Here is a 23934-nt window from a genome sequence, read left to right on the forward strand (position 1 = left end):
GATCAGCTGTTGTCCGAGGCCGACTTCTCCGAGGCCGACTTCTCCGAATCCACCTTCTTCGGCGCGGTTTCGGTGGACTCGGTTCCGGCCCCGGCAGCCTCTGCCTCGGATTGCCCGCCCGATTCGGTCGCGCCGGACTCGGCATCGGACACCGCGCTCTCGGACGCGGCGGCATCGGTCTCGGACGCGGCAGCATCGGTCTCGAACGCGGCAGCGTCCGGGGACTTCTCGGCCGACGCCGCTCCAGCGGCACGCAGCGCACGGATCTGCCACGGCCACGGACGCGGGCTCGCGCCGGGCTGCAACTGCTCGGGCGTCTCTCGGCCCTTCGTCGCGAAGACGAAGTAGGCGATCGCGCCCAGGAACACGACGGCGGAGGTGAACGAGTTGATCCGGATACCCGCGATCTTCGTCGCCTCGTCGGCGCGCATCAGCTCGATGAAGAACCGGCCGAAGCAGTAGCCCGCGACATACAGCGCGAACAGCCGCCCGTGGCCGATCCGCAAACGCTTGTCCACCAACACCAGCAGCACGACGACGAGCACGTTCCACAGCAGCTCGTACAGGAAGGTGGGGTGCACGATCTTCTCGACCACGCCGGTGGAGACGCCGTTCATCATGTCGAGCCGGCCGTCGTCGCCCACCCGCCGGTAGATCTCCAGGCCCCACGGCAGGTCGGTCTCGCGTCCGTAGAGTTCTTGGTTGAAGTAGTTGCCGAGCCTGCCGATGGCCTGCGCCAGCAGGATCGGCGGGGCGAGCGCGTCGCCCAAGGCGGGCAACGGGATCCGGTACACCCGGCAGCCGATCCAGGCGCCGACGCCACCCAGCAGCACCGCGCCCCAGATACCGAGCCCGCCTTGGTAGATCTTCAGCGCGTCGACCGGATTCCCGTCCGCGCCGAAGTACTTCTGCCAGTCGGTGGCCACGTGGTAGAGCCTGCCGCCGACCAGACCGAACGGCACCGCGAACATCGCGACGTCCAGGATCGCACCGGGCTGCCCGCCGCGAGCGCGCCAACGCCGTTCGCCCCACCAGATCGCGACGACGATGCCGAGGATGATGCACAGGGCGTAGGCCCGCAGCGGGAACGGCCCGATCTGCCACACGCCCTGCGCGGGGCTGGGGAGGTAGGCCAGCACGGCGCCGCTGACGCCGCCGTCGGCCAGGACACTGTCTGCGAGGACTCGTAACGTCACGGGGCAACCGTAGCGGAGAGTCTCAGCCGACTCGCCACCAACGCACCGCCCCTGCCGTGGCCGGGCACGCCCATGCCGCGCGCGACGCTCCCACCGCCGTGAGAGCTATCGCCTTCTCGGGTCATCGGGGGGCCAAGGGCGCGCGGTGCAGCACACGACGAGGCCACTCACGCATAGCGGCAGACGGTCCGGGAGCGGTACGCGAGTTCGTTCGTCCGCCGTCGCGGAGGACGCGGTTTCGCCACCGGCGGGTGGCTACGACGCGACGGTCGCCGACCGCACCCCTCGAGCCAGTTCCGCGGTGAGTGCCCGCACCGCGTCCAGTCCGCGGCCCGCCGCACTCACCAACGCCGAACCGACGATGACACCGTCGGCGTAGGAGGCGATCTCGGCGGCCTGCTCGCCCGAGCGAACACCGAGGCCGACGCCGATCGGGATGTCGGAGTGGGACCGGATGCGGGCGCACAGCGCGGGCGCTGCCGAGGACACCGCGTCGCGCGCGCCGGTGACGCCCATGGTCGAGGCCGCGTACACGAAACCGCGGCTGGCCTCGAGCGTCTTCACCAGGCGCTCCTCGGTGGACGACGGCGCGACCAGGAAGATGCGGTCCAGATTGTGCGTGGACGAGGCGACGAACCAGTCGTCGGCCTCCTCCGGGATCAGGTTCGGGGTGATGATGCCCGCGCCGCCCGCGGCGGCCAGATCCCGCGCGAAGCTGTCGACGCCGTACTTGAGTACGGGATTCCAGTAGCTCATCACGACGGCCTTGCCGCCCGCGCCGGTGATCGCCTCGACCACGGTGAACACGTCGCGCACCCGCACGCCGCCGCGCAACGCCTGCTCGGCCGCGGCCTGGATGGTCGGGCCGTCCATCACCGGATCGGAGTAGGCGACGCCGACCTCGATGATGTCGCATCCGGCCTCGACCATCGTGCGCACGACCTCGATGGAGCCGGCCAGGTCCGGGTAGCCCGCGGGCAGGTAACCGATCAGCGCCGCCCTGCCCTCGGCGCGGCAGGCGGCGAAGGTGTTGGCCAGGCGGGATTGCTGGCTCACTGGTCGGCCTCCTGCGGCTCGTTCTCGGCGCCGAACAGCCCGAACCACCGCGCTGCCGTATCCATGTCCTTGTCGCCCCGGCCCGAGAGGTTCACCAGGATGACCGCGCCCGGGCCGAGTTCCTTGCCCAGTTGCAGCGCGCCCGCCACCGCGTGCGCCGACTCGATCGCGGGGATGATGCCCTCGCTGCGGCTGAGCAGCAGCAGCGCGTCCATCGCCTCGCTGTCGGTGACCGGCCGGTACTCGGCACGGCCGATGTCCTTGAGATAGGCGTGCTCGGGGCCGACGCCCGGGTAGTCCAGGCCCGCCGAGATCGAATGCGACTCGATGGTCTGGCCGTCCTCGTCCTGCAGCAGGTAGGAGTAGGCGCCCTGGAACGCGCCCGGTGTCCCGCCGGTGAACGTGGCCGCGTGCCGCCCGGTGTCGACACCGTCACCGGCCGCCTCGTAGCCGATCAGCCGCACGTCGGCGTCGTCGAGAAACGCGTGAAAGATGCCGATGGCGTTGGAACCGCCGCCGACACAGGCGACGACCGCGTCGGGCAACCCGCCGGTCGAGGCCTGGACCTGGGCGCGGGCCTCCATGCCGACGATGCGCTGGAAATCGCGCACCAGCATCGGGAACGGATGCGGACCCGCCGCGGTGCCGAAGCAGTAGTAGGTGTCGTCGGCGTTGGTCACCCAGTCGCGCAGCGCCTCGTTGATGGCGTCCTTGAGAGTCTGCGAACCCGACGTCACCGAGATCACCTCCGCGCCGAGCAGGCGCATGCGCGCCACGTTCAACGCCTGGCGCGCCGTGTCGACCGCGCCCATGTAGACGACGCAGTCCAGCCCGAGCAGGGCGCAGGCGGTCGCTGTCGCGACGCCGTGCTGGCCCGCGCCGGTCTCGGCGATCACCCTGGTCTTGCCCATCCGCTTGGCGAGCAATGCCTGACCGAGCACGTTGTTGATCTTGTGCGATCCGGTGTGGTTCAAGTCTTCGCGCTTGAGCAGGATGCGGGCGCCGCCCGCGTGCTCCGACAGCCGCGTGCACTCGAACACCGGCGACGGACGGCCGGTGTAGTCGCGCTGGAGCCGGTCGAGCTCGTTGAGGAAGGACTCGTCGAGCCGTGACTTCTCGTACTCGGCGGTGACCTCCTCGATCACGGCCATCAGCGCCTCGGGGACGTGCCTGCCGCCGTAGACGCCGAAGTGCCCGCCCGCGTCCGGCTCGTGGCCGCTGCGCTGGGCGATGCCGTCACTGGCCCGGGGTAGTGCCGTCACGCCCGTCACCGGCCCCGCCGCGCGGGCTTCGGGCAGGACGGGTGGGTACCCGCGGTCACCAGCTCCGAGACCGCCGCACGGGGGTCGCCACTGGTCACAAGTCCCTCGCCGACGAGGACGGCGTCCGCGCCCGCACCCGCGTAGGCCAGCAGGTCGGCGGTGCCGCGGATGCCCGACTCGGCGATCCGGATGACCTCGGTGGGCAGTCCGGGCGCGATCCGAGCGAAGACGTCGCGGTCGACCTCGAGCGTCTTGAGGTTGCGGGCGTTCACGCCGATCACCGACGCGCCCGCCTCCAGCGCGCGGTCGGCCTCCTCCTCGGTGTGCACCTCGACCAGCGCGGTCATTCCCAGCGACTCGGTGCGATCGATGAGGGAGGACAGGACGTCCTGTTCCAGCGCCGCGACGATCAGCAGGATGACATCCGCGCCGTGCGCGCGCGCCTCGTGGATCTGGTACGGGCCGACGACGAAGTCCTTGCGCAGGATCGGGATGTTCACCGTGGCGCGGACCGCGTCCAGGTCGTCCAGCGACCCGTTGAAGCGGCGGCCCTCGGTGAGCACGCTGATGATCCGGGCTCCGCCGTCCTCGTAGGCCTTGGCCAGGCTCGCGGGGTCCGGGATGTCCGCCAGCTCGCCCTTGGACGGACTTGCCCGCTTGACCTCGGCGATCACGCCGATGCCGTCCTCGAGCAGCGCGGCGCGGGCGTCCAGCGGCGCGGGCGCCGCCGCGGCGGCCGCCTTGACCGCCTGGAAGTCGAGAAGGGCTTCCCGAGCGGCCACATCCGCGCGGACCCCGTCGAGAATCGAGTCGAGTACCGTCATCTGGCTCGAATCCTTTCTGGGGAGACGGACTTGCTACCTGAGAATCCCCCCAGGCGCTGTCTCACCGATGCTGACAAAGAATAAATGGACCTACCGGGCGCGTACGCGCCGGGGCTCGGGTTGAACCACGCGGAAGGGCTCGGCGCAAGGTGGCAGCCGCCACACCCGGCGCGCGGGGACAGCTCAGCGGCCACGTCGGCCCACCTCTCCGTGGTCCGGATTCTCCGGAGGCGGCTGCCCGCCGGAAGGTTCCTCGGTCGGGTCGGTGCCCGCGTCCAGCGCGTCCCACAGCACGCGCTCGGACAGCTGCGCTGAGGGTCGCTCGTCCGGGGACTGCGTGCGCCGCTGCGTGACCTCCGCCGTCGCGGCGGCGCGCCGGAAGACCGGGTTGTCGTACTTGCCGGACAGCCGTGCCGCCTCGGCGGGCATACGCGCCAACAGCGCGCCCGCGCCGAACGCGGCGATCGCGCCGAGCAGCGCCAGCACGGCCGGAAACGCCGACGTGGTCGCCTCCTCCACCTGTGCCCGTGCCGGGAGCTCGGCGAGTTTCGCGGCCCGCTCGGCGAGCTTGCCGGAGTCGGTCAGCAGCGCGAACGCGGGCACCGCGGCCACCGCCGCGACCAACGCGATCAACACGCCGACCACCCGGCGTAGCCAGCCCCTGGTGGCCAGCACGGCCGCGATCGATGCGAGCAGTACCAGCGCCAGCGGCGTGAGCGCGCCGAACCACACCCCGCCGTCGAGCTGATCGGTGCGGGGTTGGGTGAGACCGTCGGAAGAGGTGACCGTCACCCAGGTCATCCGGGACGACGCCCACAGTGCCGCGGCGGCGGCAGCGAGCAAGACGATCGGGCCCACCGGGTATTTCCGGCGCGAATCGTCGCCGGCGCCGGGCGATCCGGTGGGCGGGGCGGATTCTTCGGCCGAAGGCAGGGATTCCCGTGTCGTGGCGCTCGTATCCGGGGCGGGCTCCCGCGCCCGGCCCGGTTCGTCTTCGGGACGGGCAGCCGTCATCGCGGTCCGCCGTCCGCCGTATCCGGCTGCGTGCCGTACGCCCGCACCGTCCGGGCCGCCGCGACCGCCTTCAGCACCGCCATCGCCTTGTTGCGCGCTTCCACGTCCTCGTACTCCGGATCCGAGTCCGCGACGACTCCCGCGCCCGCCTGCACGTAGGCCGTGCCGTCCTTCAGCAGCGCGGTGCGGATGGCGATGGCGGTGTCGGCGTCACCGGCGAAGTCCAGATATCCGACGACGCCGCCGTAGACGCCGCGCCGGGTCGGTTCGAGTTCCTCGATCAACTCCATCGCGCGCACCTTGGGCGCACCGGACAAGGTGCCCGCCGGGAAGCACGCCCGCACCGCGTCCAGCGCGATCCGCCCGGGCGCCAACCGGCCCGAGACCGTCGAGACCAGGTGCATGACATGGCTGTAGCGCTCGATGTGCCGGTACTCGGTGACCCGCACGGTGCCCGGCTCGCACACCCGGCCCAGGTCGTTGCGGCCGAGGTCGACGAGCATGAGGTGCTCGGCGTTCTCCTTCTCGTCGGCGAGCAGGCCCTTCTCCAGCAGGAGGTCCTCCTCCTCGGTGGCCCCCCGCCAGCGGGTGCCCGCGATCGGATGGGTCGTCGCCACGCCGTCTTTCACGGTCACCAGCGATTCCGGACTGGAGCCGACGATGGAGAACGCGGTGCCGCCCTCGCCATCCGGGATGTGCAGCAGGTACATGTAGGGGCTGGGATTGGAAGCGCGCAGCATCCGGTACAGGTCGATCGGCGCCCCGTCGTAGTCCATCTCGAAACGCTGCGACAGCACCACCTGGAACGCCTCGCCCGCCTCGATCTCCTTGACCAGGCGACGCACACCCGCACCGAACTCCTCGGTGGTGCGCCTGCGCCGGTATTCGGGCTCGGGCCGGTCGAACACCGACACGGTGGAATCGGCGGGCTCGCCGAGCGCGGCGGTCATCCGGTCCAGCCGGGCCACCGCGTCGTCGTAGGCCTCGTCGACGCGTTCGGCGGTGCCGTTCCAGTTGACCGCGTTGGCGATCAGCGTGATCGCGCCCTCGTGGTGGTCGAACGCGGCCAGATCGGTGGCCAGCAACAAGACCATCTCGGGCAACCGCAAGTCGTCCATGGCCAGCTCGGGTAGTCGCTCTATGCGGCGCACCGCGTCGTAGCCGAGATACCCGACCATGCCGCCGGTCAGCGGCGGCAAGCCGGGCAAACGCTCGGTGCGCAGCAACTCCAGCGTCTCGCGCAACGCGACCAGCGGATCGCCGCCGGAGGGGGCATCCACCGGGATATGGCCGAGCCAGGCCGCCTCGCCGTCGACGACGGTCAGTGCCGAAGGGCTTCCCGCGCCGATGAACGACCAGCGCGACCACGACCGGCCGTTCTCCGCGGACTCGAACAGGAACGTGCCCGCCCGGTCACCGGCGAGCTTGCGGTAGGCCGAGAGTGGAGTCTCCGAGTCCGCCAGCACCTTTCGGGTCACGGGGACGACCCGATGCTCCGCGGCCAGCTGATGGAACTGCTCGCGGGTCGTGGTGGTGGGAGTGGACGCGCCTGGCATGTACTCATCATCCCAGGCCGGGCCGACCGACCGGTGAGCGGTGCCGGTGACACGGCGAAGGACGCGACAAACCCGACAAATCAGGTCGACCGTCCGGTTCCCACGCGGCCGCGGCAGGTGTGGCCGGGCTCACTACACTCGCGGCGTTCCACGTCGCATGCGGTATCCATCTCGAGAGGAAACAACTGATGTACCCCTCGCAATCGGTAGCGCCCGAGGGCCCTCGGCACGTCGCGGGCCGCCACGTCCCGCGCCTCGACACCTCGCGGTCGGCGGGCACCGGTCAACCGGCCCACCCCCCCGGCGTTCCGAGCAACGCGCTCGCGTCCTTCGTCACCTACGTCAAAGCACTGGAGTCCCTGGACAAGAACCGATTTCCCGACGAGTACGCCGTCCACAGCCATCGCATCAAGGAGCTGAAGCCGTTCCTGCGAGCCCACGGCATCCTCGACGTGATGGCGATCAAGAACCCTGAGGTGGCAGCGCTCATCGGCGCGTAACCGCACCGCGCACCCCCCGGCTCGTGCCCGGCCACCGACGCGGCGATCCGATCGCGGGCGGCGTATCGACGGGCACGAGCAACAGGTCCGCCGCCCGCGCGCCTACCCGATTCAACCAAGCGCCCGGTAGTGTGCCCGGGTATGCAGCAAGGACAGCTCGCCCCTGATTTCGAGCTTCCCGATCAGTCCGGCACCCCTCGCTCGCTCGACGCGTTGCTGGCGAACGGCCCCTTGGTCCTGTTCTTCTATCCCGCGGCGAATACGCCCGTGTGCACGGCCGAGGCCTGTCATTTTCGCGACCTCGCCGCCGAATTCGCCGCTGTCGGCGCAAGCTGCGTCGGCATCAGCACCGACGGCGTGGCCACCCAGGCGGGATTCGCCGAGAAGCAGCGTCTGGGCTATCCGTTGCTCTCCGACGCCGACGGCGCCGTGGCCGCGCGGTTCGGCGTGAAGCGCGGCCTCCTGGGCAAACTCGCGCCCGTGAAGCGGCAAACGTTCGTCATCGACACCGACCGCACCATCCGCAAGATCATCACCGGCGAGTTGCGCGCCGCGGTGCACGCCGACGAAGCACTGAACTACCTGCGCACCAGGTAGAAGGCACGGCGCGCCGGGTCCGCGCAGCCGCTGCCGAGCAGTGGTGCGGCCTAGGCTGGATCCATGACTTCGACCGACGTTCAGCCGGGCGGACGCAAACCCGTGGCAGCCGTCTGGCGCACCCGGATCATCGGTGGCGCCGCGGTCGTCGCCGTCCTCGTCATCCTCTACTTCATCCTGTCCGCGTTCATCCCACGCTGGTGGGCGCAGCGGGTCGGGTCGACGGTGCAGGGAAGCTTCGCCAAGGGCATCGGCTGGGGTCTGTTCTACGGCGGGTTCTGTACCGTCGTCACGCTTTTCCTGCTGCTGTTCGCCGTGCTGATGTGGCGGCGCAAGGCGGGTAAATTCCTCGCGGGCGCGGCCGCGGTCGTCGCGATCCTGTTCGCGATTCCCAACCTGATGACGCTGACCATCGTGCTGGGCAACAGCAGCGCCGCCCACGCGGGTGAGCGTGTTCTGGATGTCGACGCTCCCGCCTTCCGCGGCGCCGCGCTCACCGGGGCCCTCATCGCGACGCTGCTGTTTCTCCTCGCGGTCGCGCTGTTGCTGCTGCGCAGGTGGCGCCGCACGCACCCGCGGACGCCGAAAGCCGAGGACATGCCCCCACCCGCCGTGTGAGTGAACTCACGTCATGCAGCATCTTTATGACGGTCGAGCGAAGTCGTGGCAAACTCGATGTCGCGGGTGACTGTGCACAATTTTCTCGACAATCACTAGGACTACGGACAAAACCACGTCACTTGGCTTGAAAGAAGGCACACAGTGACGAAGTGGCTCGACCCGGTCGAACAACGAGCTTGGCGCGCAATCGTTGCGCTGATGACGCGGCTGCCAGGAGCCTTGGACACCCAGCTCCAGCGCGAGTCCGGCGTGACGCATTTCGAGTACTGGGTACTGACCCTGCTGTCGGAGGAACCGGGGCACCGACTGCAGATGAGTGAGCTTGCCCACAAGGCAAATGCATCGCTATCGCGGCTGTCGCATGTGGTGTCCAAGCTGGAGCGCATGGGCTGGGCGCAGCGCTCGGCGACCGCCGGGCGGCGCGGCGTGCAAGCCGTCCTCACCGACGAGGGGTATCTCAAGGTCGTCGAAGCCGCGCCCGGATATCTGGACGCCGTGCGGCACTTGGTCTTCGACGGCCTGGACACCGCGCAGAAGGCCCAGGTCGCCGAGCTGGGCCAGCTGCTGGCCGAGCGGCTCGCCGACGTGCTCGACCAGCCCGGCGGACTCGCCGCGCCGAGCCGGGACGACCACCGCCCGAACGGCGCCTAGCCGGGCGCGTTCACCGATCGCGCGGGCAAGAGCACGTCCGAGTCGAAACAGGTATGCGTGCCGGTGTGACAGGCCGCGCCCGCTTGATCGACGACCAGCAGGATCGTGTCACCGTCGCAGTCGAGCCGCACTTCGTGCACGTACTGGGTGTGGCCGGAGGTCTCCCCTTTGACCCAGTACTGCTGCCGGGAGCGCGAATAGTACGTCGCCTTGCGGGTTTCCAGCGTGCGCGCCAACGCTTCGTCGTCCATCCACGCGACCATCAGCACGTCACCGGTGGCGCGTTCCTGCGCTACGGCCGACACCAACCCGGCGTCGTTGCGCTTGAGACGGGCGGCGATAGCGGGATCGAGACTCATAGCACCGTTATAACAGGGGCCTGCGGGGGCCGGATCGCCCGGAGTGCGCGGTCAGCGCGCACGGGAGCGCTGGAGTTCGCCGAGCGCCTCCCAGGTCCGCCGCTGGTCCTGCGGGGTGGTCAGATCGGTTTGCGAGAAGACGACCTCCGTCGCCCCCGCCGCGAAGTACTCCTCGACGCGCGCCGCGATGGCTTCCTCGTCTCCGACCACCACGAGCTCCGCCGCACGCGACGCGCCGGACAGCTCGATCATCCGGGCATAGGAGGGGATGTCGTCGTAGAACGCCGTCTGGGCCGCGGCCGCCGCACGGGCGGCGTCGATGTCCGCGGTGACCACGCCGGGGACGAGGGCGGTGATCCGCGGCCGCGGCCTGCCCGCGCGCTCGGCCGCCGCGGTGAGCGGCGCGACGATGTGTTCGGCCAGCGCCTTGGGGCCGACGAGGAAGGGCAGGGTGCCGTCGGCCAGTTCACCGGTGACGCGCAACGCCTGCGGTCCCATGGCGGCCACCAAGATGGGCACTGGTGGGCGCGCCCCGGCCACCGCGGCGGGCATCGGGGCGGCCGCGGTGAGCGTCTCCCCGTGGAAATCGACCGCACCGGTGTGCACCACGGTGCGCAGCGCGGTGAGGAACTCGCGCAACCGGGTGATGGGCCGGTCGAAGGAGCCGCCGAACACCGGTTCGGCGAACGATCTCGCGCCGAGGCCCAGACCGAGACTGAACCGGCCGCCGGTGGCCGCCTGCGCGGTCTGCGCCTGAGCGGAGGTCAGCAGCGGATGACGCGCGGTGATCGGCACCGCGGACGTGCCGACCGCGAGTTCGGGCACCGCCCGGCCGACGATCCCGGCCAGCGCGATGGCATCGCTGCTGAAGGTCTGTCCGAACCACAGCGAGGCCAAACCGGCGGCGGCCGCCGACACACCCAGCGACACCGCCGCGTCCACGGCGTTGTCGGTGGCGTCGAGGGAGAAGGGAGACAACGCGATACCGATGCTCATGCCCGAAGCAACCGTGATACCGCGACCCGCCTTCCTGCTCGGCCGATTCCCGCCAATCGCTACCGGATAACGATCTTCTCCGCCCGCATCGACTCCTTGACCTGGCCGATGGTGAGGTCGCCGAAGTGGAACACGCTGGCCGCCAGCACCGCGTCGGCGCCCGCGTGCACGGCCGGGGCGAAGTGCTCGACCGCGCCCGCGCCCCCGCTGGCGATCACCGGCACCGTGACGGCCGCCCGCACGGCACGAATCATCGGCAGGTCGAAACCGGCCTTGGTGCCGTCGGCGTCCATCGAATTGAGCAGGATCTCGCCGACACCGAGTTCGGCGCCGCGCACGGCCCATTCGACGGCGTCGATGCCGGTGCCCCGTTTGCCGCCGTGCGTCGTCACCTCCCACCCGGAGGGGGTTTCCGGCTGCCCCTCCGGCACGGTGCGCGCGTCCACCGACAGCACGATGCATTGGGAGCCGAATCGCTCGGACATCTCGCGCAGCACCTCCGGCCGCGCGATCGCGGCGGTGTTCACCGAGACCTTGTCCGCGCCCGCGCGCAGCAGACGGTCCACGTCCTCGACGGTGCGCACCCCGCCGCCGACGGTGAGCGGGATGAAGATCTGCTCGGCGGTGCGGGTCACCACGTCGATCATGGTGCCGCGGTCGCCGGTGGAGGCGGTGACGTCGAGAAAGGTCAGCTCGTCGGCGCCCTGCGCGTCGTAGAGCGCGGCCAGTTCGACCGGATCACCCGCGTCACGCAGGTTCTCGAAGTTGACGCCCTTGACCACCCGTCCCGCGTCGACGTCCAGACACGGGATCACCCGTACGGCCAACGTCATTGCCTCACCCTTCCTCCGCGGCCGCCGGGTCGGCGACCGTGCAGATCATGTCGAGCAGTTCCTCGTGCACTCCGGGCGCGGCCGCGAGCACGGAACCGGAGGTGATGGTCCACGGACGGCCCACCAGGTCGGTGACCACACCGCCCGCCGCACGCACCAGGGCGACGCCCGCCGCGTTGTCCCAGGGATGGTGGCCGAACACGATCGCGCCGCCGAGCACGCCGGAGGCGGTGAACGCCAGATCGATGCCGGTCGAGCCGTGCATGCGCACCCGGGAGGACAGCCTGCTCAGCGGGCCGAGCAGGTCGAAGCGGAACTGTCCGGGGATGCGGCCGTCGGAGTCGACGTTGAACGCGCCGAAACCGATCATGGCCTCGGCCAGCTTGCCGCGCGGCAGCGGGGGCAACGGCCGCCCGTCCAGCAGCACCGGACCTCCCGCCATGGCCGCGTAGCGGCGGCCGAGCAGCGGCAGCCAGGTCAGTCCCAGCACCGGCTCCCCGTCGCGGACCAGTGCGAGCAACATGCCCGAGAGCGGGTGCCCGGAAGAGTAGTTGAAGGTGCCGTCGATCGGGTCGAGCACCCACGCCGTGCCGGAGGTCAGCTGCGGGCCGCCGAACTCCTCGCCGTGCACCTCGATCCCGGTGCGCCGCAGCAGCTCGGCGGAGACGGTGCGCTCCAACTCCAGGTCGAGTTCGGTGGCGAAGTCGTTGCGGCCCTTGTCGACCGCGCTCGGCGCGCCGATACCCTCGACGAACCGCGAGCGCACCGAGTCGAGAACCTCGCTCGCCTCCGCGAGCAGTGCCGACAGCTCCTGGGTCATCTCACCGCGGCCAGCGCCTCGGGCAGGGTGAAACGTCCCGCGTACAGCGCCTTGCCGACGATCGAGCCCTCGACGCCGTCGGGCACCAGTTCGGCGATCGCGACCAGGTCCGCGATGGTGGAGACGCCGCCGGAGGCGATGACCGGGGCGTCGGTGGCCGCGCAGACCTCACGCAGCAGATCCAGGTTCGGGCCGGTGAGCGTGCCGTCCTTGGTCACGTCGGTCACCACGTACCGCGAGCAGCCGTCCCGTTCCAGGCGCTCGAGCACCTCCCACAGGTCGCCGCCGTCGCTGACCCAGCCGCGGCCGCGCAGCCGATGCTCGCCGTCGACGATGCGCACGTCCAGGCCGACGGCGATGCGCTCACCGTGCCGGGCGATGGCCTTCGCGCACCACACCGGGTCCTCCAGCGCGGCGGTGCCGAGGTTGACCCGGGCACAGCCGGTGGCCAAGGCGGCCTCGAGACTCTCGTCGTCGCGGATGCCGCCGGACAGTTCCACTTTCACGTCGAGTTCCCCGACCACGCCCGCGAGCAGCTCACGATTCGAGCCGCGCCCGAAGGCTGCGTCCAGGTCGACCAGATGCACCCATTCCGCGCCGGCTTCCTGCCACGCCAGCGCCGCCTCGCGAGGCGAGCCGTAGCTGGTTTCGCTTCCGGCCTCTCCTTGCACGAGGCGCACGGCCTCTCCGTTGGCGACATCGACGGCGGGTAGCAGCACAAGACTCACGAGAGCAGCCTAGTGGCTACCCGGCCGCGGACGAGCGCAGGGCCTGGGCGGATGGGACCTCGATCACCCGGTGCGGGTCAGCCGCTATGGGCGTCGAGGATGCGGGTGAGCAGCGTGACCAGGGTGCGCCGATCCCTCTCGGTGAAGCCGGCGAGCAACTCGTCCTGGGCGAGGGCCAGCCGCTCGTGGAGCTCCTCGAGGTGGCGGGCGCCCGCGGCGGTGAGGGTGACGATGTTGCGGCGGCGGTCGGCGGGATCGGGGCTGCGCTCGACGAAGCCGCGCGCGGCGAGATCGTTCACCGCGGCGACCACGTCGCTGCGGTCGATGCGGGTGCGCCTGCCCAGTTCGGCCTGGCTGTCGGGGCCGAACTCGCCGAGCGTGGCCAGCAGCGCGTAGTGGTGACGGCGGGAGCCGGTCGGTTCCAGGGCGCGCTCCGTCGCCCGATTCGCCACCAGGGCCACCTGATTGACCAGCCTGGTGGGCAGGACCCGGAGCCGTCTCGCGGCGCCCTCGTGCGCGATGTGCATGCGGCCACTGTACCAACACTTGTTGGCGTCACCCACAATCTGATACGTTGGCACACCCAACGTTGGAACAACCAACGTTATTTCCGAAAGGTCACTGCGATGCGCAAGATCCGCCTGGCTCTCCCCTTGCTCGCCGTTCCCCTCGCTGCCCTGACGGCCGCCTGCACTTCCGCCGCCGACCCCACGCCGGAGGTACGCGAAATGCTCGACCGTCAGCAGATCACCGCTCTGGTCGACCGGCTCGGCCGCGCCTTGGACGAGGGCCGCTTCGACGATCTGCGGGCGATCTACACCCCCGACGCGACCGCGAAGACGCCCGGCGGCACGGCCGAGGGCCGCGAAGCGCTGATCGCCCAGGCCAGTCGCAATCACACCGGCGACAAACGCATCCAGCACGTCATCGGCAATGTGCTGATCGACTTGCGCGGCGACGCGGCTGACGTCCGGGCGAACTTGATCGCCACCTTCGCGCCCGCCTCCCCGGGCGGGACGATCCCGCAGCCGCAGTACACCCTCGGTGAGATCTACCGTTTCGACGCGGTGCGCACCGGGGAAGGCTGGCGCCTGTCCCGGGTGCAGACCACTCCGATCTGGTCCACCGGCACCCGGCCGTGATCAGCCGGTGGCGAGCACACGTGCGCGATAGCAAGCCAGAGCGGCGAGCACCGCGCACAGTGCCGTCACCGCGGCGGCCGCGATCCGCAGGCCGTGGCCGACCTGGAACTCCGTCGCCGCGCGTTCGATCTCGGCGAGCGTGTGGGAGTGCCGGTCGTCGAACAGGATCGACGCCCGCGGCCACAGGTAGAGGATCGACAGCAGGAACTGCCCGCTGAGCAGAGCTGCCAGCGAGAGACCTAGCCATCGGCGTCCGATCCGGTAGATCAGCGACACTGCGCCCGCGACCGACGCGCACAGCGTCAGCGCCGCGCCGAGCGGGCGCATGATGTCACCGACGGCGACGACACTCATGAATTGCTCGGTGAGCTCCAGCGATTCGGGAACGTCGCGAAAGATGTTGGGATACAGCAGCAGTGTTTCCGCGGCGGTCGTCGCGAACGCGAAGCTCGCGATCACCGCGTAACCGGTGAGCACCGTCAGCGGGACGATGACGCTCTTCATAGCGGCCTCCTCGCATCGAAGGTAGATCCGAAGCGGCCGTCCGCGGATCCGGAGCGAGCCCCCATGGACGGGTCGACCGGATCAGGGTCTACCCCGAGTCACGTGCTCCCTGATCGGCCGTCGGCTCGAGGCGAGCACCGGCTCCCGGACGCACGCCGTGATCGGTGGACGTCTGGCCAGGCGCGCGAGGGCGCGCGCCGGGAGGCACGAGAAACATCCGGCGGCGGGCGCCGAAGGCCGATGTCGCCGCGAGATCGACGCGGCCCGTGCGGCGCGGCCGGTATCGTCTCCGCTCGGCGACCACCCCCGGCCGCCGCTTCCACCTCGCACAGAGGAAGTGCATGTCACGATCGAAACTCCCCGCCGCCCTGTCGCTTTCGGCAGCCGTCTGCTGCGCGGCGCTCGCCACCGCGCCCGCCGCCATGGCCGCCCCGCCCGAGGAGGCGCGCCTCGCCGGATGCGAGTTCGGCTCCGCCGCGGCAACCTACGACTACGCGCGGTTCGGCGACCACGCCCGCCGGATGCTCGACCTCAGCACCGGAGAGTTCCGGGCGGAGTTCGAGAACTTTCGCGCCAACATCCAGTCCAGCGCTGAGGCCGCGCACACCCGGGCCGAGGCCGAGTCGGCCGACTGCCGCATCGTCTCCGGCGACGACAACCGGGCCGAGGTGGACGTCGACGTGGTGCGGACAGTGACCAGCGACGAAACCGACGGCCTTCCCCAGACCGGCCGCATCTCGATGACCGTGACGGTGGACAACGTCGACGGGCGCTGGCTGGTCAGCAAAGTCCGGTCGCACTGACCCGGCGGGGCGGGTCCCGCGCTGTCGGTGCGCGGGATTCGCCCTACAGCGAGTTCACCCAGTTACGCAGCAGGTGCGCGCCCGCGTCACCGGACTTCTCCGGGTGGAACTGGGTGGCCGAGAGCGCACCGTTCTCCACCGCCGCCAGGAACGGCACCCCGTGCTCGGCCCAAGTCAGCTTGGGGGCGGCGAAGTGCTCGCTGGGCGGCAGATCCCAGGTCTGCGCGGCGTAGGAGTGCACGAAGTAGAAGCGGGTGTCGACGTCGAGACCCGCGAACAGGACGCTGTCGGACGGGGCGGAGACGGTGTTCCATCCCATGTGCGGCAGCACCGGCGCGGACAGCCGGTCGACCGTGCCGGGCCATTCGGCGCACCCGTCGGTCTCCTCGCCGAACTCGACGCCACGCTCGAACAGGATCTGCATGCCCACGCAGATGCCGAGCACCGGACGCCCGCCTGCCAGCCGCTGACCGATCAGGCGCTCGCCGCGCACCCCGCGCAGCCCCGCCATGCACGCGGCGAAAGCCCCGACGCCGGGCACGACCAGACCGTCGGCGGCCAGCACGACTTGCGGGTCCGCGGTCACCTCGACGTGCGCGCCCGCCCTGGCCAGCGCCCGTTCGGCCGAGTGCAGGTTGCCCGAGCCGTAGTCGAGCAGGGCCACGGATTTCGCGCTCACAGCGCTCCCTTCGTCGACGGGACCCCGCTCACCCGCGGGTCGGGTTCCACCGCGGCGCGCAGCGCGCGCGCCACCGCCTTGAACTCGGCCTCGGTGACATGGTGCTGGTCGCGGCCGTAGAGCACCCGGACGTGCAGGGCGATGCGCGCGTTCGACGCGATCGACTCGAACACGTGGCGATTGAGCACGGTGGAGTACGGCGCGCCGGGACCGGACCCGGGAATCACCGCGTGCAGCAGATGATCCGGCTCACCGGTGTGCACGCAGTAGGGGCGGCCGGACACGTCGACCGCGGCGTGTGCCAGCGTCTCGTCCATCGGGATGTAGGCGTCACCGAACCGGCGGATACCCGCTTTGTCACCCAGCGCCTTGCCGAGCGCCTGACCGAATACGATCGCGGTGTCCTCGACCGTGTGGTGCGCCTCGATCTCGATGTCGCCCTCGGCGCGCACGGTCAGATCGAAACTCGCGTGCGCGCCGAGCGCGGTGAGCATGTGGTCGTAGAACGGGACGCCGGTGGCGATCTCGGTCTTGCCGGTGCCGTCCAGATCCAGTTCCACGACGATGCTGGATTCCTTGGTGACCCGCTCCACCCGGGCGGTCCTACTCATGCTCATGTCCAATCGGGTTGTCGCCGAGGGCTTCCCGGCGCTGGTTCATCGCGGTGCGAGGTCGGTGCCGGCCAGCAGCCCGCTGACCCGCAGCAGTTCGTCGTTCTCGGCGGCGAGGCCGATGGTGGTGCGCAGATAGCCGGGAATGCCGACGTCGCGGATCAGCACGCCGTGATCGAGGTAGCGCTGCCAGGTGCGCGCGGCGTCGGTGAAACGGCCGAACAGCAGGAAGTTGGCGTCGCTGGGGATCACGTCGTAGCCGAGTTCCCGCAGCGCCGCCGCCACCCGGTCGCGCTGCGCGGCCAGTTCGGCGACGCTGCCGAGGGTCTCGTCGGCATGCCGCAGGGCCGCGCGCGCGGCGACCTGGGTGACCACCGACAGGTGATAGGGCAGCCGTACCAGCAGCATCGCGTCGATCACGGCGGGCGCGGCGACCAGATAGCCGAGCCGGCCACCGGCGAACGCGAAAGCCTTGCTCATCGTCCTGGTCACCACGAGCTTCGCGGGGAACCGGTCGATCAGCCCGATGGCGCTGGGCTGTGCGGAGAACTCGCCGTAGGCCTCGTCGACCACCACGATGCCCGGGGCGGCCGCGAGGATGCGCGCCAGGTCCTGCTGCGGGATGCTGTGGCCGGTGGGGTTGTTCGGGCTGGTCACGAACACCACGTCGGGTGCGCGCTCGGCGATGGCGGCCAATGCGTGGTCGACGTCGAGGGAGAAGTCGGCGTTGCGCTTGGCCTCGATCCACTCGGTATCGATGCCTTCGGAGATGATCGGATGCATCGAGTACGAGGGCACGAAACCGAGTGCGCTGCGGCCCGGCCCGCCGAAAGCCTGCAACAGCTGCTGCAGGATCTCGTTGGAGCCGTTGGCCGCCCAGACGTTGCCGGTGTCCACCGCGACGCCGGTCTGCGCGGTCAGATACCGCGCCAGGTCGGTGCGCAGCGCGACGGCGTCGCGGTCCGGGTAGCGGTGCAGGTCCGCGGCGGCGGCGCGGATCGACTCGGCGACGTCGTCGATCAGCGCCCGGCTCGGGGGATGCGGGTTCTCGTTCGTGTTCAGCTGCACGGGCACGGTCAATTGCGGTGCGCCGTAGGGTTTCTTGCCCCGCAGGTTGTCCCGCAGCGGCAGTTCGTCCAGGGTCAGGTCCGCGCCGGGCGCGCTCACCGCGCGCGTCACGACAGCGCCTCGAAACGCGCCCGCACGGCCTGGCCGTGGGCGGGCAGGTCCTCGGCGTTCGCCAGCGCCACGACGTGGCCCGCGACATCCTTCAGCGCGGCTTCGGTGTACTCGACGACGTGGATTCCGCGCAGGAAGGTCTGCACGCTCAGACCGGACGAGTGCCGCGCGCAGCCCGCGGTCGGCAGCACGTGGTTGGAGCCCGCACAGTAGTCGCCCAGGCTGACCGGCGCGTACGCGCCCACGAACACCGCTCCGGCACTGCGCACCCTGGCCGCGACCGCGGGGGCGTCGGCGGTCTGGATCTCCAGGTGTTCGGCGGCGTAGGCGTTCACCACGCGCAGCCCTTGCTCGATGTCGTCGACCAGCACCGTGCCGGACTGCTTGCCGCGCAGCGCCTCGCCCACCCGGTGGGCGTGCTTGACCACGGTCAGCTGCGCGGTCAGCGCCGCGTCCACCGCGTCGGCCAGGTGCTCGCTGTCGGTGACCAGCACGCTGGCGGCCAGCACGTCGTGCTCGGCCTGGCTGATCAGATCGGCGGCGACGTGCACCGGGTCGGCGGTCGCGTCGGCGAGGACGGCGATCTCGGTGGGGCCCGCCTCGGCGTCGATGCCGACCAGGCCGCGGCACAGCCGCTTCGCCGCGGTGACGTAGATATTGCCCGGACCGGTGATCAGGTCGACCGGTTCCAGCTGCGCGCCGTCGGTGTCGAGACCGCCGTAGGACAGCAGGGCGATGCCCTGGGCGCCGCCGACCGCCCACACCTCGTCGACGCCGAGCAGCTGCGCGGCGGCGAGGATGGTCGGGTGCGGCAGTCCGCCGAACTGCGCCTGCGGCGGCGAGGCCACCACGAGTGAGCCGACGCCCGCGGTCTGCGCGGGCACCACGTTCATCACGACGCTGGACGGGTAGACGGCGTTGCCGCCCGGCACGTACAGGCCGACCCGTTCGACGGGCACCCAGCGCTCGGTCACCTTGCCGCCCGGCACCACCTCGGTGGTCTTGTCGGTGCGCCGCTGATCGGCGTGCACCTTGCGGGCCCGGTCGATGGACTCCTCCAGCGCCGCGCGCACCGCCGGTTCCAGCCGCTCCAACGCGGCTTCCAGCTCGGCCGCGGGCACCCGCACCGTCGCCGGGATCACGCCGTCGAAGCGCTCGCTGAATTCCAGCGCCGCCGACACACCGTGGTCGCGGATCGCCTCGACCACCGGCCGCACCTGATGCAGCACCGAGTCCACGTCGACTCCCCCGCGCGGCAGCGCGGCGCGCAGCTCGGCGACGGAGGGAGTACGACCGCGCAGATCGACGCGGGCGAGCTCGATGCGGGTTGTCATGAGGTGTCGGTCCTTGTCTCCAGCTGATTGCGCAACAGGAAAGTTGCAGCTACCAGCCTAGTGGGCCGACGCCAGCCGTTATCCGCGTGGTCCGGGCGGTCGGCGCGCGCCGGACCCGTGTGCGCAGGTCCGCCCCTCGGGAGCGTTCGTGGAGTGCGGCGAAGTGTGTCGCCGCTCTCGTCCGAGGCCGACCCGCGCTGGTCTCCCGGGCGATGTGCCGGATGCCCCGGCACGACGACCAGTAGCAGGTCGTCTACTTGGTGTCGCTGTCGATGAGCAGACGCCCGCCCGAGCTGATCACCCGCAGCGTCAGGCTCTTGGTCTGGCCCTCGACCGTGATGCTGGCCAGCCGCATGTCGACCGACCCGTCGTCGTTGTTCGTCCGCCTCGCGGCCTCGATGGTGTTGAAGTCGTCGATGGTCCGCGCGTCCCAGTACTGCCGGAAGGCCTGCTCGCTGCCATAGGTCTTCTGCGCCGCCGGTGTCAGCAGTGCCCACGACCCGGACGGATTGGTATAGAAGTCCTCCACCAGGCGACCCGCCGACCCGATGTCGACGCGCTCGCCGGAGCTGGGGGTGCGTCCCAGCTCGGCCGCGACGGTCGAGGTGGTCCCGGGCCTGGTCGTCGAACTCACCGACGGCGGGCTCGCCTGCGGACCCGGCGAATCGGAGTCGGACTGAGTGAACGCGCTGATCAACAGCGCGGAGACGGCGGCCACCGCGCCGACGAGTGCGCCGATCAGCACCGCGCGCCGTTTGCCCGCCGGCCGCTGCTGCGGTTGCGGGCGCGGCTGCGCCATGGTGCGTGGATGGGCCGCGGTGTCCGGGTGCGCGGGCCGCGCGGGCGCGGGGCGGGGACGCGGCTGACGCTCGGTGGGCGTGTAGGGCGCCGACGCCATCGCCGACGGCCGCAGCGCGCGGGTCGCCGATTCGGGCTCACCCGCCCTCGGGCGGGTGAACGCTTCGCTGGCAGGCACGAACCCGGCGGCCACCGGCGCGGGACCGGCGTCGGCGAACGCGGCGAGGTGATCGCGCGCCGCCCGCATGCTCGGACGCTCGGAGGGCTCGGGGCTGAGCAGGTCGAGCAGGAAATCCGTTGCGGGACCGGCGTTGCGCGGTTCGCTCAGCTGGCCGTTCGCGGCGGCGTAGAGCACCGCCAGCGGATTGGAGCCCGCACCGTAGGGCGGTTCGCCCTCCAGCGCGTGAAACAGCGTGGCACCCAAGGCGAAGACGTCGGATGCCGGACTGGGATCGGAGCCGCGGGCGACCTCCGGCGCGAGATAGGCGGCGGTGCCGCAGATCAGCCCGGTCTCGGTGAGGGTGACGTCGCCGGTCGCGCGGGAGATGCCGAAGTCGGTGATCTTCACCGTGCCGTGATCGTCGAGCAGGATGTTGCCCGGCTTCACATCACGGTGCACGATGCCCGCCTGGTGCGCGGCGATCAGGGCCGAGGCCACCTGCTCACCGATCCGGGCGACCTGGGTCAGCTCCAGAGTGCCCTGCGCGCCGATGACCGCCGCGAGGCTCTTGGACTTGAGATACTCCATCACCAGGCACGGCTCGCCCTCGTGCTCGGTGATGTCGAACACGACGATCGCGTTCGGATGCTGGAAGCGAGCGGCGTTGCGGGCCTCCCGGATCGCACGCTGGCGCACCACGACGCGCTCGGCCTCGGGCAGGCTCGGCTGGATGCGGATCTGTTTGACGGCCACGGAGCGCTGGAGGCGTTCGTCGACGGCACGCCAGACCACGCCCGTGCCGCCGCTACCAATCCGCTCGACCAGGCGGTAATGCTCCGCGATCAACTGACCGGTATCGATGGCGCCTACTCCGAACCTTCTCGAAATCGTGACATCCCGCATATTGATTACTCACGCGGTCCGGGGATGAGTGTAGCTGGCTTCGGAATGCTCGCACGCGGCAGCCAGACCTTCGGGTGCGCCCGAATCGACCGAAACGGACTATCGGCGCGCCCGCAGCATCCGGCCCGCCGCGTCCACCGCGGGCGCGGAACTGCTCGCGTCGCTGATGAACACGGCAAATGCCAGGTCGCCGTCGATGCCGACGAACCAGCCGTGCGCATGCGCGTCATCGATGTACTCCGCGGTGCCGGTTTTGCCGAGCAGGCCGGGAATGTCGCGCAATTGGGTCGCGGTGCCGCCGGTGATCGTCTCACGCATCATGGCTTTCAGCTGGTCGGCGACCTGCGGCGGCAGCGCGTCCGGGGTCCGGTCCGGAGTGCCCGGCCTGCTCGCGACGAGGGTGGGCGCGGGCGCCGCGCCGCGGGCGATGGAGGCGGCGACCAGCGCCATTCCGAACGGCGACGCTGTCACCTGCCCTTGACCGATCGCCGACTCCACCCGCAGCGCGGAGGTGCCGGCCGGTGGCACTTTTCCGGTGACGGTGGTCAGGCCCGGTGTGACGTAATCGATCCCGAGTCCCAGTTGTGCCGCCGCTTTCGTCAGCGCGTCGGCGGGCAATCGCACGGCCAGGGCGCCCATCGTGGTGTTGCAGGAGCGGGCGAACGCGGTGTGCAACGGGACCGATCCCAGATCGAAGTTGTTGTCGTTGGGGATGCGACGGCCCTCGATGTCCGCGGTGCCCGGGCAGGGCAGCACGGTGTCGGGTGTCACGGTTCCCGCCTGCAACGCGGCGGAGACGGTGACCGTCTTGAACGTCGAACCCGGCGGGTAGAGCCCGGTCAGCGCGATCGGGCCCTGCGCGTCGGCGGCGGCGTTCTGCGCCATCGCGACGACGTCGCCGGTCGAGGGCCGCAGGGCGACGATCGCGGCGGGCTGGGCAACCGGGGCCAAGGCCGCCTCGGCCGCGCGCTGCAAGCCGGGATCCAGCGTGGTGGCGATGTCGGCGGTGGGCCTGGGGTCGGTTCCGGCGACGCGCTGGGTGCCCTGGGGCGTCTGGGCGCGCACCGCCCATCCGGCGTTCGCGTCGGCGGACTCCTGCCACAACTCGGCCAGTCCGGACAGGGTCGGTCCGGACAGGGCCTTGTCGGTCGTCAGCAACCGGGTCTGCGGCGCGAGGGTGACGCCCGGCAGCGCGGTCAGGCGATCCCGGATCGCGGCGAGGTCTGTCTCGCGCAGGGTGATCGCGGTGATCGGTTTTCCTTGCGCCGCGGCCAGTTCCGCTTGCAGCGACTGCGGGGTGACGCCGGGTGCGAGCGGGCCGAGCAGGTCCGCGACCGCGGAGAGGTCGGCGCCGGAGCCGACGTTCACCAGCGTGACGATCTGCTCGGTCATCAATTCGCCGCCGGCGGCGTCGAGTACGCGGGCAGGTCTCGGATAGACCCTGCTGTAGCTCAACGGGCCCGCGTCCAGTCCGGGGGCGACCGTGGCCGGATTCCACTTCACCCGCCATCCCGCCCCGTCGTCGCGCGCGGCGCCGTTGGTGGTGTAGGTCCACTCGGACTTGCCGTCCGCGCCCAGCTTCCAGGTGGCGGCCAGCGCGAAGTCGTTCTCGTCGGCCGAGCGGACCTCGAAGCGCACGTCCTGGCCGAGCCCGTCGTAGAGCGCGTCGAGGGTCTCGGCGGCCTGGGCCGGGTTGTCGGTGAGCGCGGCGGCCGCGGGGATGTCGTCGCGGTTGAGCGCGTCGGCGAACTGCCCGGCGACGGTGTCGGGCTGGTCCGGGCCGGACGAGCAGGCGGCGAGCACGAGCATCGGTGCGGCGAACAGGACGAGAGATTTCCGGTTGGTACGCACGCGCTCGACCTTATCCGGCCGTGGCGGATCGCGATCTCAGTCGCGCGACCAGGGCGCCTGCGCGAGGGCGGCGGCGTCGGCGTCGGCGAGGTCGATGTCGAACACTTCGGCGAGGATCTTGGGCAACTCGGTGGGCGCCAGCTCTCTCGTGTCGCTCGTGCCGTCGGGGTACTCGGTGACGAACGTGGTGCCGTCCAGCACGTGATGCACCTCCGGGTGGAAACGCTGCACATAGGGCCGGGTGGTGAAGGGGGAACGCGGCGAGGTCGACACGAAGTGATTGCCGACGGCGTAGTCGATGCGGTACTGCGGATTCACGGTGAAGCTGTGCCGGTCGACCCAGCCTTCGCGGCCGTACTGGTGCAGCACCCACAGCTCGGAATCCAGCTCCCCGCGCGTGCGCTCCAGCCGGAACTTCCATTCTCCCGCCGCGAATTCTCCGGTCTCGCCGGACAATTCGAAGGGCACGAGCGGTCCGGCGCCGAAGCCGACGTCGCACAGCCACACCCGGTCGTCGTCGGCGGTCGTCACGCGCAGCAAGGCGTGGGTGGCGGGCCGCAATCCCGCGCCCGCGCCCATGCTCACCCGGCCGCTGAGTCCGGTGACGCCGAAGCCGAGCCGTTCCAGCGCGGCCGCGAACAGTCCGACGTTCTCGTAGCAGTAGCCGCCGCGACGGCGGCGCACCATCTTGTCCTGCAGGGTAGCCAGGTCGAGCGGGATCGTCCTGCCCAGGATGATCTCGAGGTTCTCGAACGGGATCGCGGTGGTGTGCGCCCGCACCAGTTCGTGCAGCGTCCGGACGGTGGGAGCGCACTCGCCGTCGAAACCGATCCGGGCCAGATAGGCGTCCAGGTCGAGTTCGGCTCCGTTCCAGTGGTAGGCCGGGTCGGCCGGTTTGCTCATCGCGTCCTCGCTTCGTCGGTCGGTTTTTTCGGTCAACCGCACCGGGACGCGATC

At 70.7% G+C, this 23934-nt stretch carries 26 protein-coding genes; 6 read left to right on the forward strand and 20 right to left on the reverse strand.

Translation table 11 applies throughout. The features are described 5' to 3' along the window. Positions 1-2: 2 nt before the first annotated feature. From lgt to M8859_RS24580, 6 genes are all read right to left on the reverse strand, one after another. Entirely contained in the window at positions 3-1196 is a 1194-nt protein-coding gene (gene lgt, locus M8859_RS24555; protein ID WP_249644878.1) for a prolipoprotein diacylglyceryl transferase, read from the reverse strand. Between the two features lie 255 nt (positions 1197-1451). Further along, the gene (gene trpA, locus M8859_RS24560; protein WP_159923805.1) at positions 1452-2252 is read right to left on the reverse strand and encodes a tryptophan synthase subunit alpha; all 801 of its coding nucleotides are present in this window, start codon (positions 2250-2252) and stop codon (positions 1452-1454) included. Further along, positions 2249-3523 carry a tryptophan synthase subunit beta gene (gene trpB / locus M8859_RS24565; RefSeq protein WP_159923803.1) on the reverse strand — a complete coding sequence of 425 codons (1275 nt, stop codon included), beginning with the start codon at positions 3521-3523 and terminating at the stop codon, positions 2249-2251. Before trpB ends, trpA begins: the two co-directional genes overlap by 4 nt. After that, positions 3520-4338 carry an indole-3-glycerol phosphate synthase TrpC gene (gene trpC / locus M8859_RS24570; protein WP_040777193.1) on the reverse strand — a complete coding sequence of 273 codons (819 nt, stop codon included), beginning with the start codon at positions 4336-4338 and terminating at the stop codon, positions 3520-3522. Before trpC ends, trpB begins: the two co-directional genes overlap by 4 nt. 183 nt (positions 4339-4521) lie before the next feature. Continuing rightward, on the reverse strand, positions 4522-5271 hold the full coding sequence (locus M8859_RS24575) for a TIGR02234 family membrane protein (RefSeq protein WP_370523787.1): 750 nt from the start codon (positions 5269-5271) through the stop codon (positions 4522-4524). 77 nt (positions 5272-5348) lie between these two features. Beyond that, complete coding sequence (locus M8859_RS24580) at positions 5349-6908, reverse strand: anthranilate synthase component I (RefSeq protein WP_195071682.1); 1560 nt, start codon at positions 6906-6908, stop codon at positions 5349-5351. A 188-nt stretch (positions 6909-7096) separates the two neighbouring features. Here M8859_RS24580 and M8859_RS24585 point away from each other — a divergent pair, with 188 nt between their 5' ends. The 4 genes from M8859_RS24585 to M8859_RS24600 all read left to right on the forward strand — a co-directional run bounded on the left by M8859_RS24585 (position 7097) and on the right by M8859_RS24600 (position 9277). Continuing rightward, on the forward strand, positions 7097-7408 hold the full coding sequence (locus tag M8859_RS24585; RefSeq protein ID WP_159923797.1) for a hypothetical protein: 312 nt from the start codon (positions 7097-7099) through the stop codon (positions 7406-7408). A gap of 141 nt (positions 7409-7549) precedes the next feature. Further along, positions 7550-8005 (forward strand): peroxiredoxin, encoded by a 456-nt coding sequence (locus M8859_RS24590; RefSeq protein ID WP_159923795.1) that lies wholly within the window; start codon positions 7550-7552, stop codon positions 8003-8005. Between the two features lie 63 nt (positions 8006-8068). Then, positions 8069-8623, forward strand: coding sequence for a permease (locus M8859_RS24595; protein WP_195071683.1), 555 nt, complete (start codon positions 8069-8071; stop codon positions 8621-8623). Between the two features lie 201 nt (positions 8624-8824). Beyond that, a complete protein-coding gene (locus M8859_RS24600; RefSeq protein ID WP_159924024.1) occupies positions 8825-9277 on the forward strand; it encodes a MarR family winged helix-turn-helix transcriptional regulator in 453 nt (150 codons plus the stop codon). On the opposite strand, the gene hisI is transcribed toward M8859_RS24600, so the two are convergent. The 6 genes from hisI to M8859_RS24630 all read right to left on the reverse strand — a co-directional run bounded on the left by hisI (position 9274) and on the right by M8859_RS24630 (position 13540). Continuing rightward, entirely contained in the window at positions 9274-9636 is a 363-nt protein-coding gene (gene hisI / locus M8859_RS24605; RefSeq protein WP_159923791.1) for a phosphoribosyl-AMP cyclohydrolase, read from the reverse strand. The genes M8859_RS24600 and hisI overlap by 4 nt on opposite strands. Positions 9637-9687: 51 nt before the next feature. Continuing rightward, the gene (locus M8859_RS24610; protein ID WP_159923789.1) at positions 9688-10632 is read right to left on the reverse strand and encodes a TIGR03564 family F420-dependent LLM class oxidoreductase; all 945 of its coding nucleotides are present in this window, start codon (positions 10630-10632) and stop codon (positions 9688-9690) included. Positions 10633-10691: 59 nt separating this feature from the next. Beyond that, the gene (hisF, locus tag M8859_RS24615) at positions 10692-11465 is read right to left on the reverse strand and encodes an imidazole glycerol phosphate synthase subunit HisF (RefSeq protein WP_159923787.1); all 774 of its coding nucleotides are present in this window, start codon (positions 11463-11465) and stop codon (positions 10692-10694) included. Positions 11466-11469: 4 nt separating this feature from the next. Beyond that, a complete protein-coding gene (locus tag M8859_RS24620) occupies positions 11470-12285 on the reverse strand; it encodes an inositol monophosphatase family protein (RefSeq protein ID WP_159923785.1) in 816 nt (271 codons plus the stop codon). After that, on the reverse strand, positions 12282-13013 hold the full coding sequence (priA, locus tag M8859_RS24625; protein ID WP_063022395.1) for a bifunctional 1-(5-phosphoribosyl)-5-((5-phosphoribosylamino)methylideneamino)imidazole-4-carboxamide isomerase/phosphoribosylanthranilate isomerase PriA: 732 nt from the start codon (positions 13011-13013) through the stop codon (positions 12282-12284). Before priA ends, M8859_RS24620 begins: the two co-directional genes overlap by 4 nt. Positions 13014-13090: 77 nt before the next feature. After that, the gene (locus M8859_RS24630) at positions 13091-13540 is read right to left on the reverse strand and encodes a MarR family winged helix-turn-helix transcriptional regulator (RefSeq protein WP_159923783.1); all 450 of its coding nucleotides are present in this window, start codon (positions 13538-13540) and stop codon (positions 13091-13093) included. A 99-nt stretch (positions 13541-13639) separates the two neighbouring features. Between M8859_RS24630 and M8859_RS24635 the strand changes: the two genes are divergently transcribed. After that, positions 13640-14155 (forward strand): nuclear transport factor 2 family protein, encoded by a 516-nt coding sequence (locus tag M8859_RS24635; RefSeq protein WP_159923781.1) that lies wholly within the window; start codon positions 13640-13642, stop codon positions 14153-14155. On the opposite strand, the gene M8859_RS24640 is transcribed toward M8859_RS24635, so the two are convergent. After that, positions 14156-14659, reverse strand: a complete 504-nt coding sequence (locus M8859_RS24640) for a hypothetical protein (RefSeq protein ID WP_159923779.1) — start codon at positions 14657-14659, stop codon at positions 14156-14158. Between the two features lie 341 nt (positions 14660-15000). Between M8859_RS24640 and M8859_RS24645 the strand changes: the two genes are divergently transcribed. After that, positions 15001-15462, forward strand: a complete 462-nt coding sequence (locus tag M8859_RS24645) for an Rv1363c family protein (protein ID WP_159923777.1) — start codon at positions 15001-15003, stop codon at positions 15460-15462. Positions 15463-15505: 43 nt separating this feature from the next. On the opposite strand, the gene hisH is transcribed toward M8859_RS24645, so the two are convergent. The 7 genes from hisH to M8859_RS24680 form a co-directional block, all read right to left on the reverse strand. Continuing rightward, the gene (gene hisH / locus M8859_RS24650) at positions 15506-16141 is read right to left on the reverse strand and encodes an imidazole glycerol phosphate synthase subunit HisH (protein ID WP_159923775.1); all 636 of its coding nucleotides are present in this window, start codon (positions 16139-16141) and stop codon (positions 15506-15508) included. Next, positions 16138-16758 carry an imidazoleglycerol-phosphate dehydratase HisB gene (gene hisB / locus M8859_RS24655; RefSeq protein WP_195071684.1) on the reverse strand — a complete coding sequence of 207 codons (621 nt, stop codon included), beginning with the start codon at positions 16756-16758 and terminating at the stop codon, positions 16138-16140. The genes hisH and hisB overlap by 4 nt, the downstream gene beginning before the upstream one ends. A gap of 39 nt (positions 16759-16797) precedes the next feature. Next, on the reverse strand, positions 16798-17931 hold the full coding sequence (locus tag M8859_RS24660; protein ID WP_159923771.1) for a histidinol-phosphate transaminase: 1134 nt from the start codon (positions 17929-17931) through the stop codon (positions 16798-16800). Then, on the reverse strand, positions 17928-19265 hold the full coding sequence (gene hisD, locus M8859_RS24665; protein ID WP_159923769.1) for a histidinol dehydrogenase: 1338 nt from the start codon (positions 19263-19265) through the stop codon (positions 17928-17930). Before hisD ends, M8859_RS24660 begins: the two co-directional genes overlap by 4 nt. A 253-nt stretch (positions 19266-19518) precedes the next feature. Then, positions 19519-21126: a serine/threonine-protein kinase gene (locus tag M8859_RS24670; protein ID WP_159923767.1), complete on the reverse strand. Its 1608-nt coding sequence runs from the start codon at positions 21124-21126 to the stop codon at positions 19519-19521. A 99-nt stretch (positions 21127-21225) separates the two neighbouring features. Next, positions 21226-22935 (reverse strand): penicillin-binding transpeptidase domain-containing protein, encoded by a 1710-nt coding sequence (locus M8859_RS24675; RefSeq protein WP_159924022.1) that lies wholly within the window; start codon positions 22933-22935, stop codon positions 21226-21228. A gap of 78 nt (positions 22936-23013) precedes the next feature. After that, positions 23014-23880 carry an arylamine N-acetyltransferase family protein gene (locus M8859_RS24680; protein WP_159923765.1) on the reverse strand — a complete coding sequence of 289 codons (867 nt, stop codon included), beginning with the start codon at positions 23878-23880 and terminating at the stop codon, positions 23014-23016. Positions 23881-23934 lie beyond the last annotated feature (54 nt).

This window comes from Nocardia sputi, assembly GCF_023501985.1.

What these genes read in the sequence shown, in the direction of transcription:
- M8859_RS24620 (WP_159923785.1), bottom strand. Translation starts at nt 12,285, where the DNA reads ATGACCCAGGAGCTGTCGGCACTGCTCGCGGAGGCGAGCGAGGTTCTC.
- hisF (WP_159923787.1), bottom strand. Translation starts at nt 11,465, where the DNA reads ATGACGTTGGCCGTACGGGTGATCCCGTGTCTGGACGTCGACGCGGGA.
- trpC (WP_040777193.1), bottom strand. Translation starts at nt 4,338, where the DNA reads ATGACGGTACTCGACTCGATTCTCGACGGGGTCCGCGCGGATGTGGCC.
- M8859_RS24600 (WP_159924024.1), top strand. Translation starts at nt 8,825, where the DNA reads ATGACGCGGCTGCCAGGAGCCTTGGACACCCAGCTCCAGCGCGAGTCC.
- hisD (WP_159923769.1), bottom strand. Translation starts at nt 19,265, where the DNA reads ATGACAACCCGCATCGAGCTCGCCCGCGTCGATCTGCGCGGTCGTACT.
- M8859_RS24590 (WP_159923795.1), top strand. Translation starts at nt 7,550, where the DNA reads ATGCAGCAAGGACAGCTCGCCCCTGATTTCGAGCTTCCCGATCAGTCC.
- M8859_RS24585 (WP_159923797.1), top strand. Translation starts at nt 7,097, where the DNA reads ATGTACCCCTCGCAATCGGTAGCGCCCGAGGGCCCTCGGCACGTCGCG.
- M8859_RS24670 (WP_159923767.1), bottom strand. Translation starts at nt 21,126, where the DNA reads ATGCGGGATGTCACGATTTCGAGAAGGTTCGGAGTAGGCGCCATCGAT.
- M8859_RS24640 (WP_159923779.1), bottom strand. Translation starts at nt 14,659, where the DNA reads ATGAAGAGCGTCATCGTCCCGCTGACGGTGCTCACCGGTTACGCGGTG.
- M8859_RS24580 (WP_195071682.1), bottom strand. Translation starts at nt 6,908, where the DNA reads ATGCCAGGCGCGTCCACTCCCACCACCACGACCCGCGAGCAGTTCCAT.
- hisB (WP_195071684.1), bottom strand. Translation starts at nt 16,758, where the DNA reads ATGAGCATGAGTAGGACCGCCCGGGTGGAGCGGGTCACCAAGGAATCC.
- M8859_RS24680 (WP_159923765.1), bottom strand. Translation starts at nt 23,880, where the DNA reads ATGAGCAAACCGGCCGACCCGGCCTACCACTGGAACGGAGCCGAACTC.
- M8859_RS24630 (WP_159923783.1), bottom strand. Translation starts at nt 13,540, where the DNA reads ATGCACATCGCGCACGAGGGCGCCGCGAGACGGCTCCGGGTCCTGCCC.
- M8859_RS24595 (WP_195071683.1), top strand. Translation starts at nt 8,069, where the DNA reads ATGACTTCGACCGACGTTCAGCCGGGCGGACGCAAACCCGTGGCAGCC.
- M8859_RS24635 (WP_159923781.1), top strand. Translation starts at nt 13,640, where the DNA reads ATGCGCAAGATCCGCCTGGCTCTCCCCTTGCTCGCCGTTCCCCTCGCT.
- M8859_RS24610 (WP_159923789.1), bottom strand. Translation starts at nt 10,632, where the DNA reads ATGAGCATCGGTATCGCGTTGTCTCCCTTCTCCCTCGACGCCACCGAC.
- M8859_RS24645 (WP_159923777.1), top strand. Translation starts at nt 15,001, where the DNA reads ATGTCACGATCGAAACTCCCCGCCGCCCTGTCGCTTTCGGCAGCCGTC.
- hisI (WP_159923791.1), bottom strand. Translation starts at nt 9,636, where the DNA reads ATGAGTCTCGATCCCGCTATCGCCGCCCGTCTCAAGCGCAACGACGCC.
- M8859_RS24675 (WP_159924022.1), bottom strand. Translation starts at nt 22,935, where the DNA reads ATGCTCGTGCTCGCCGCCTGCTCGTCCGGCCCGGACCAGCCCGACACC.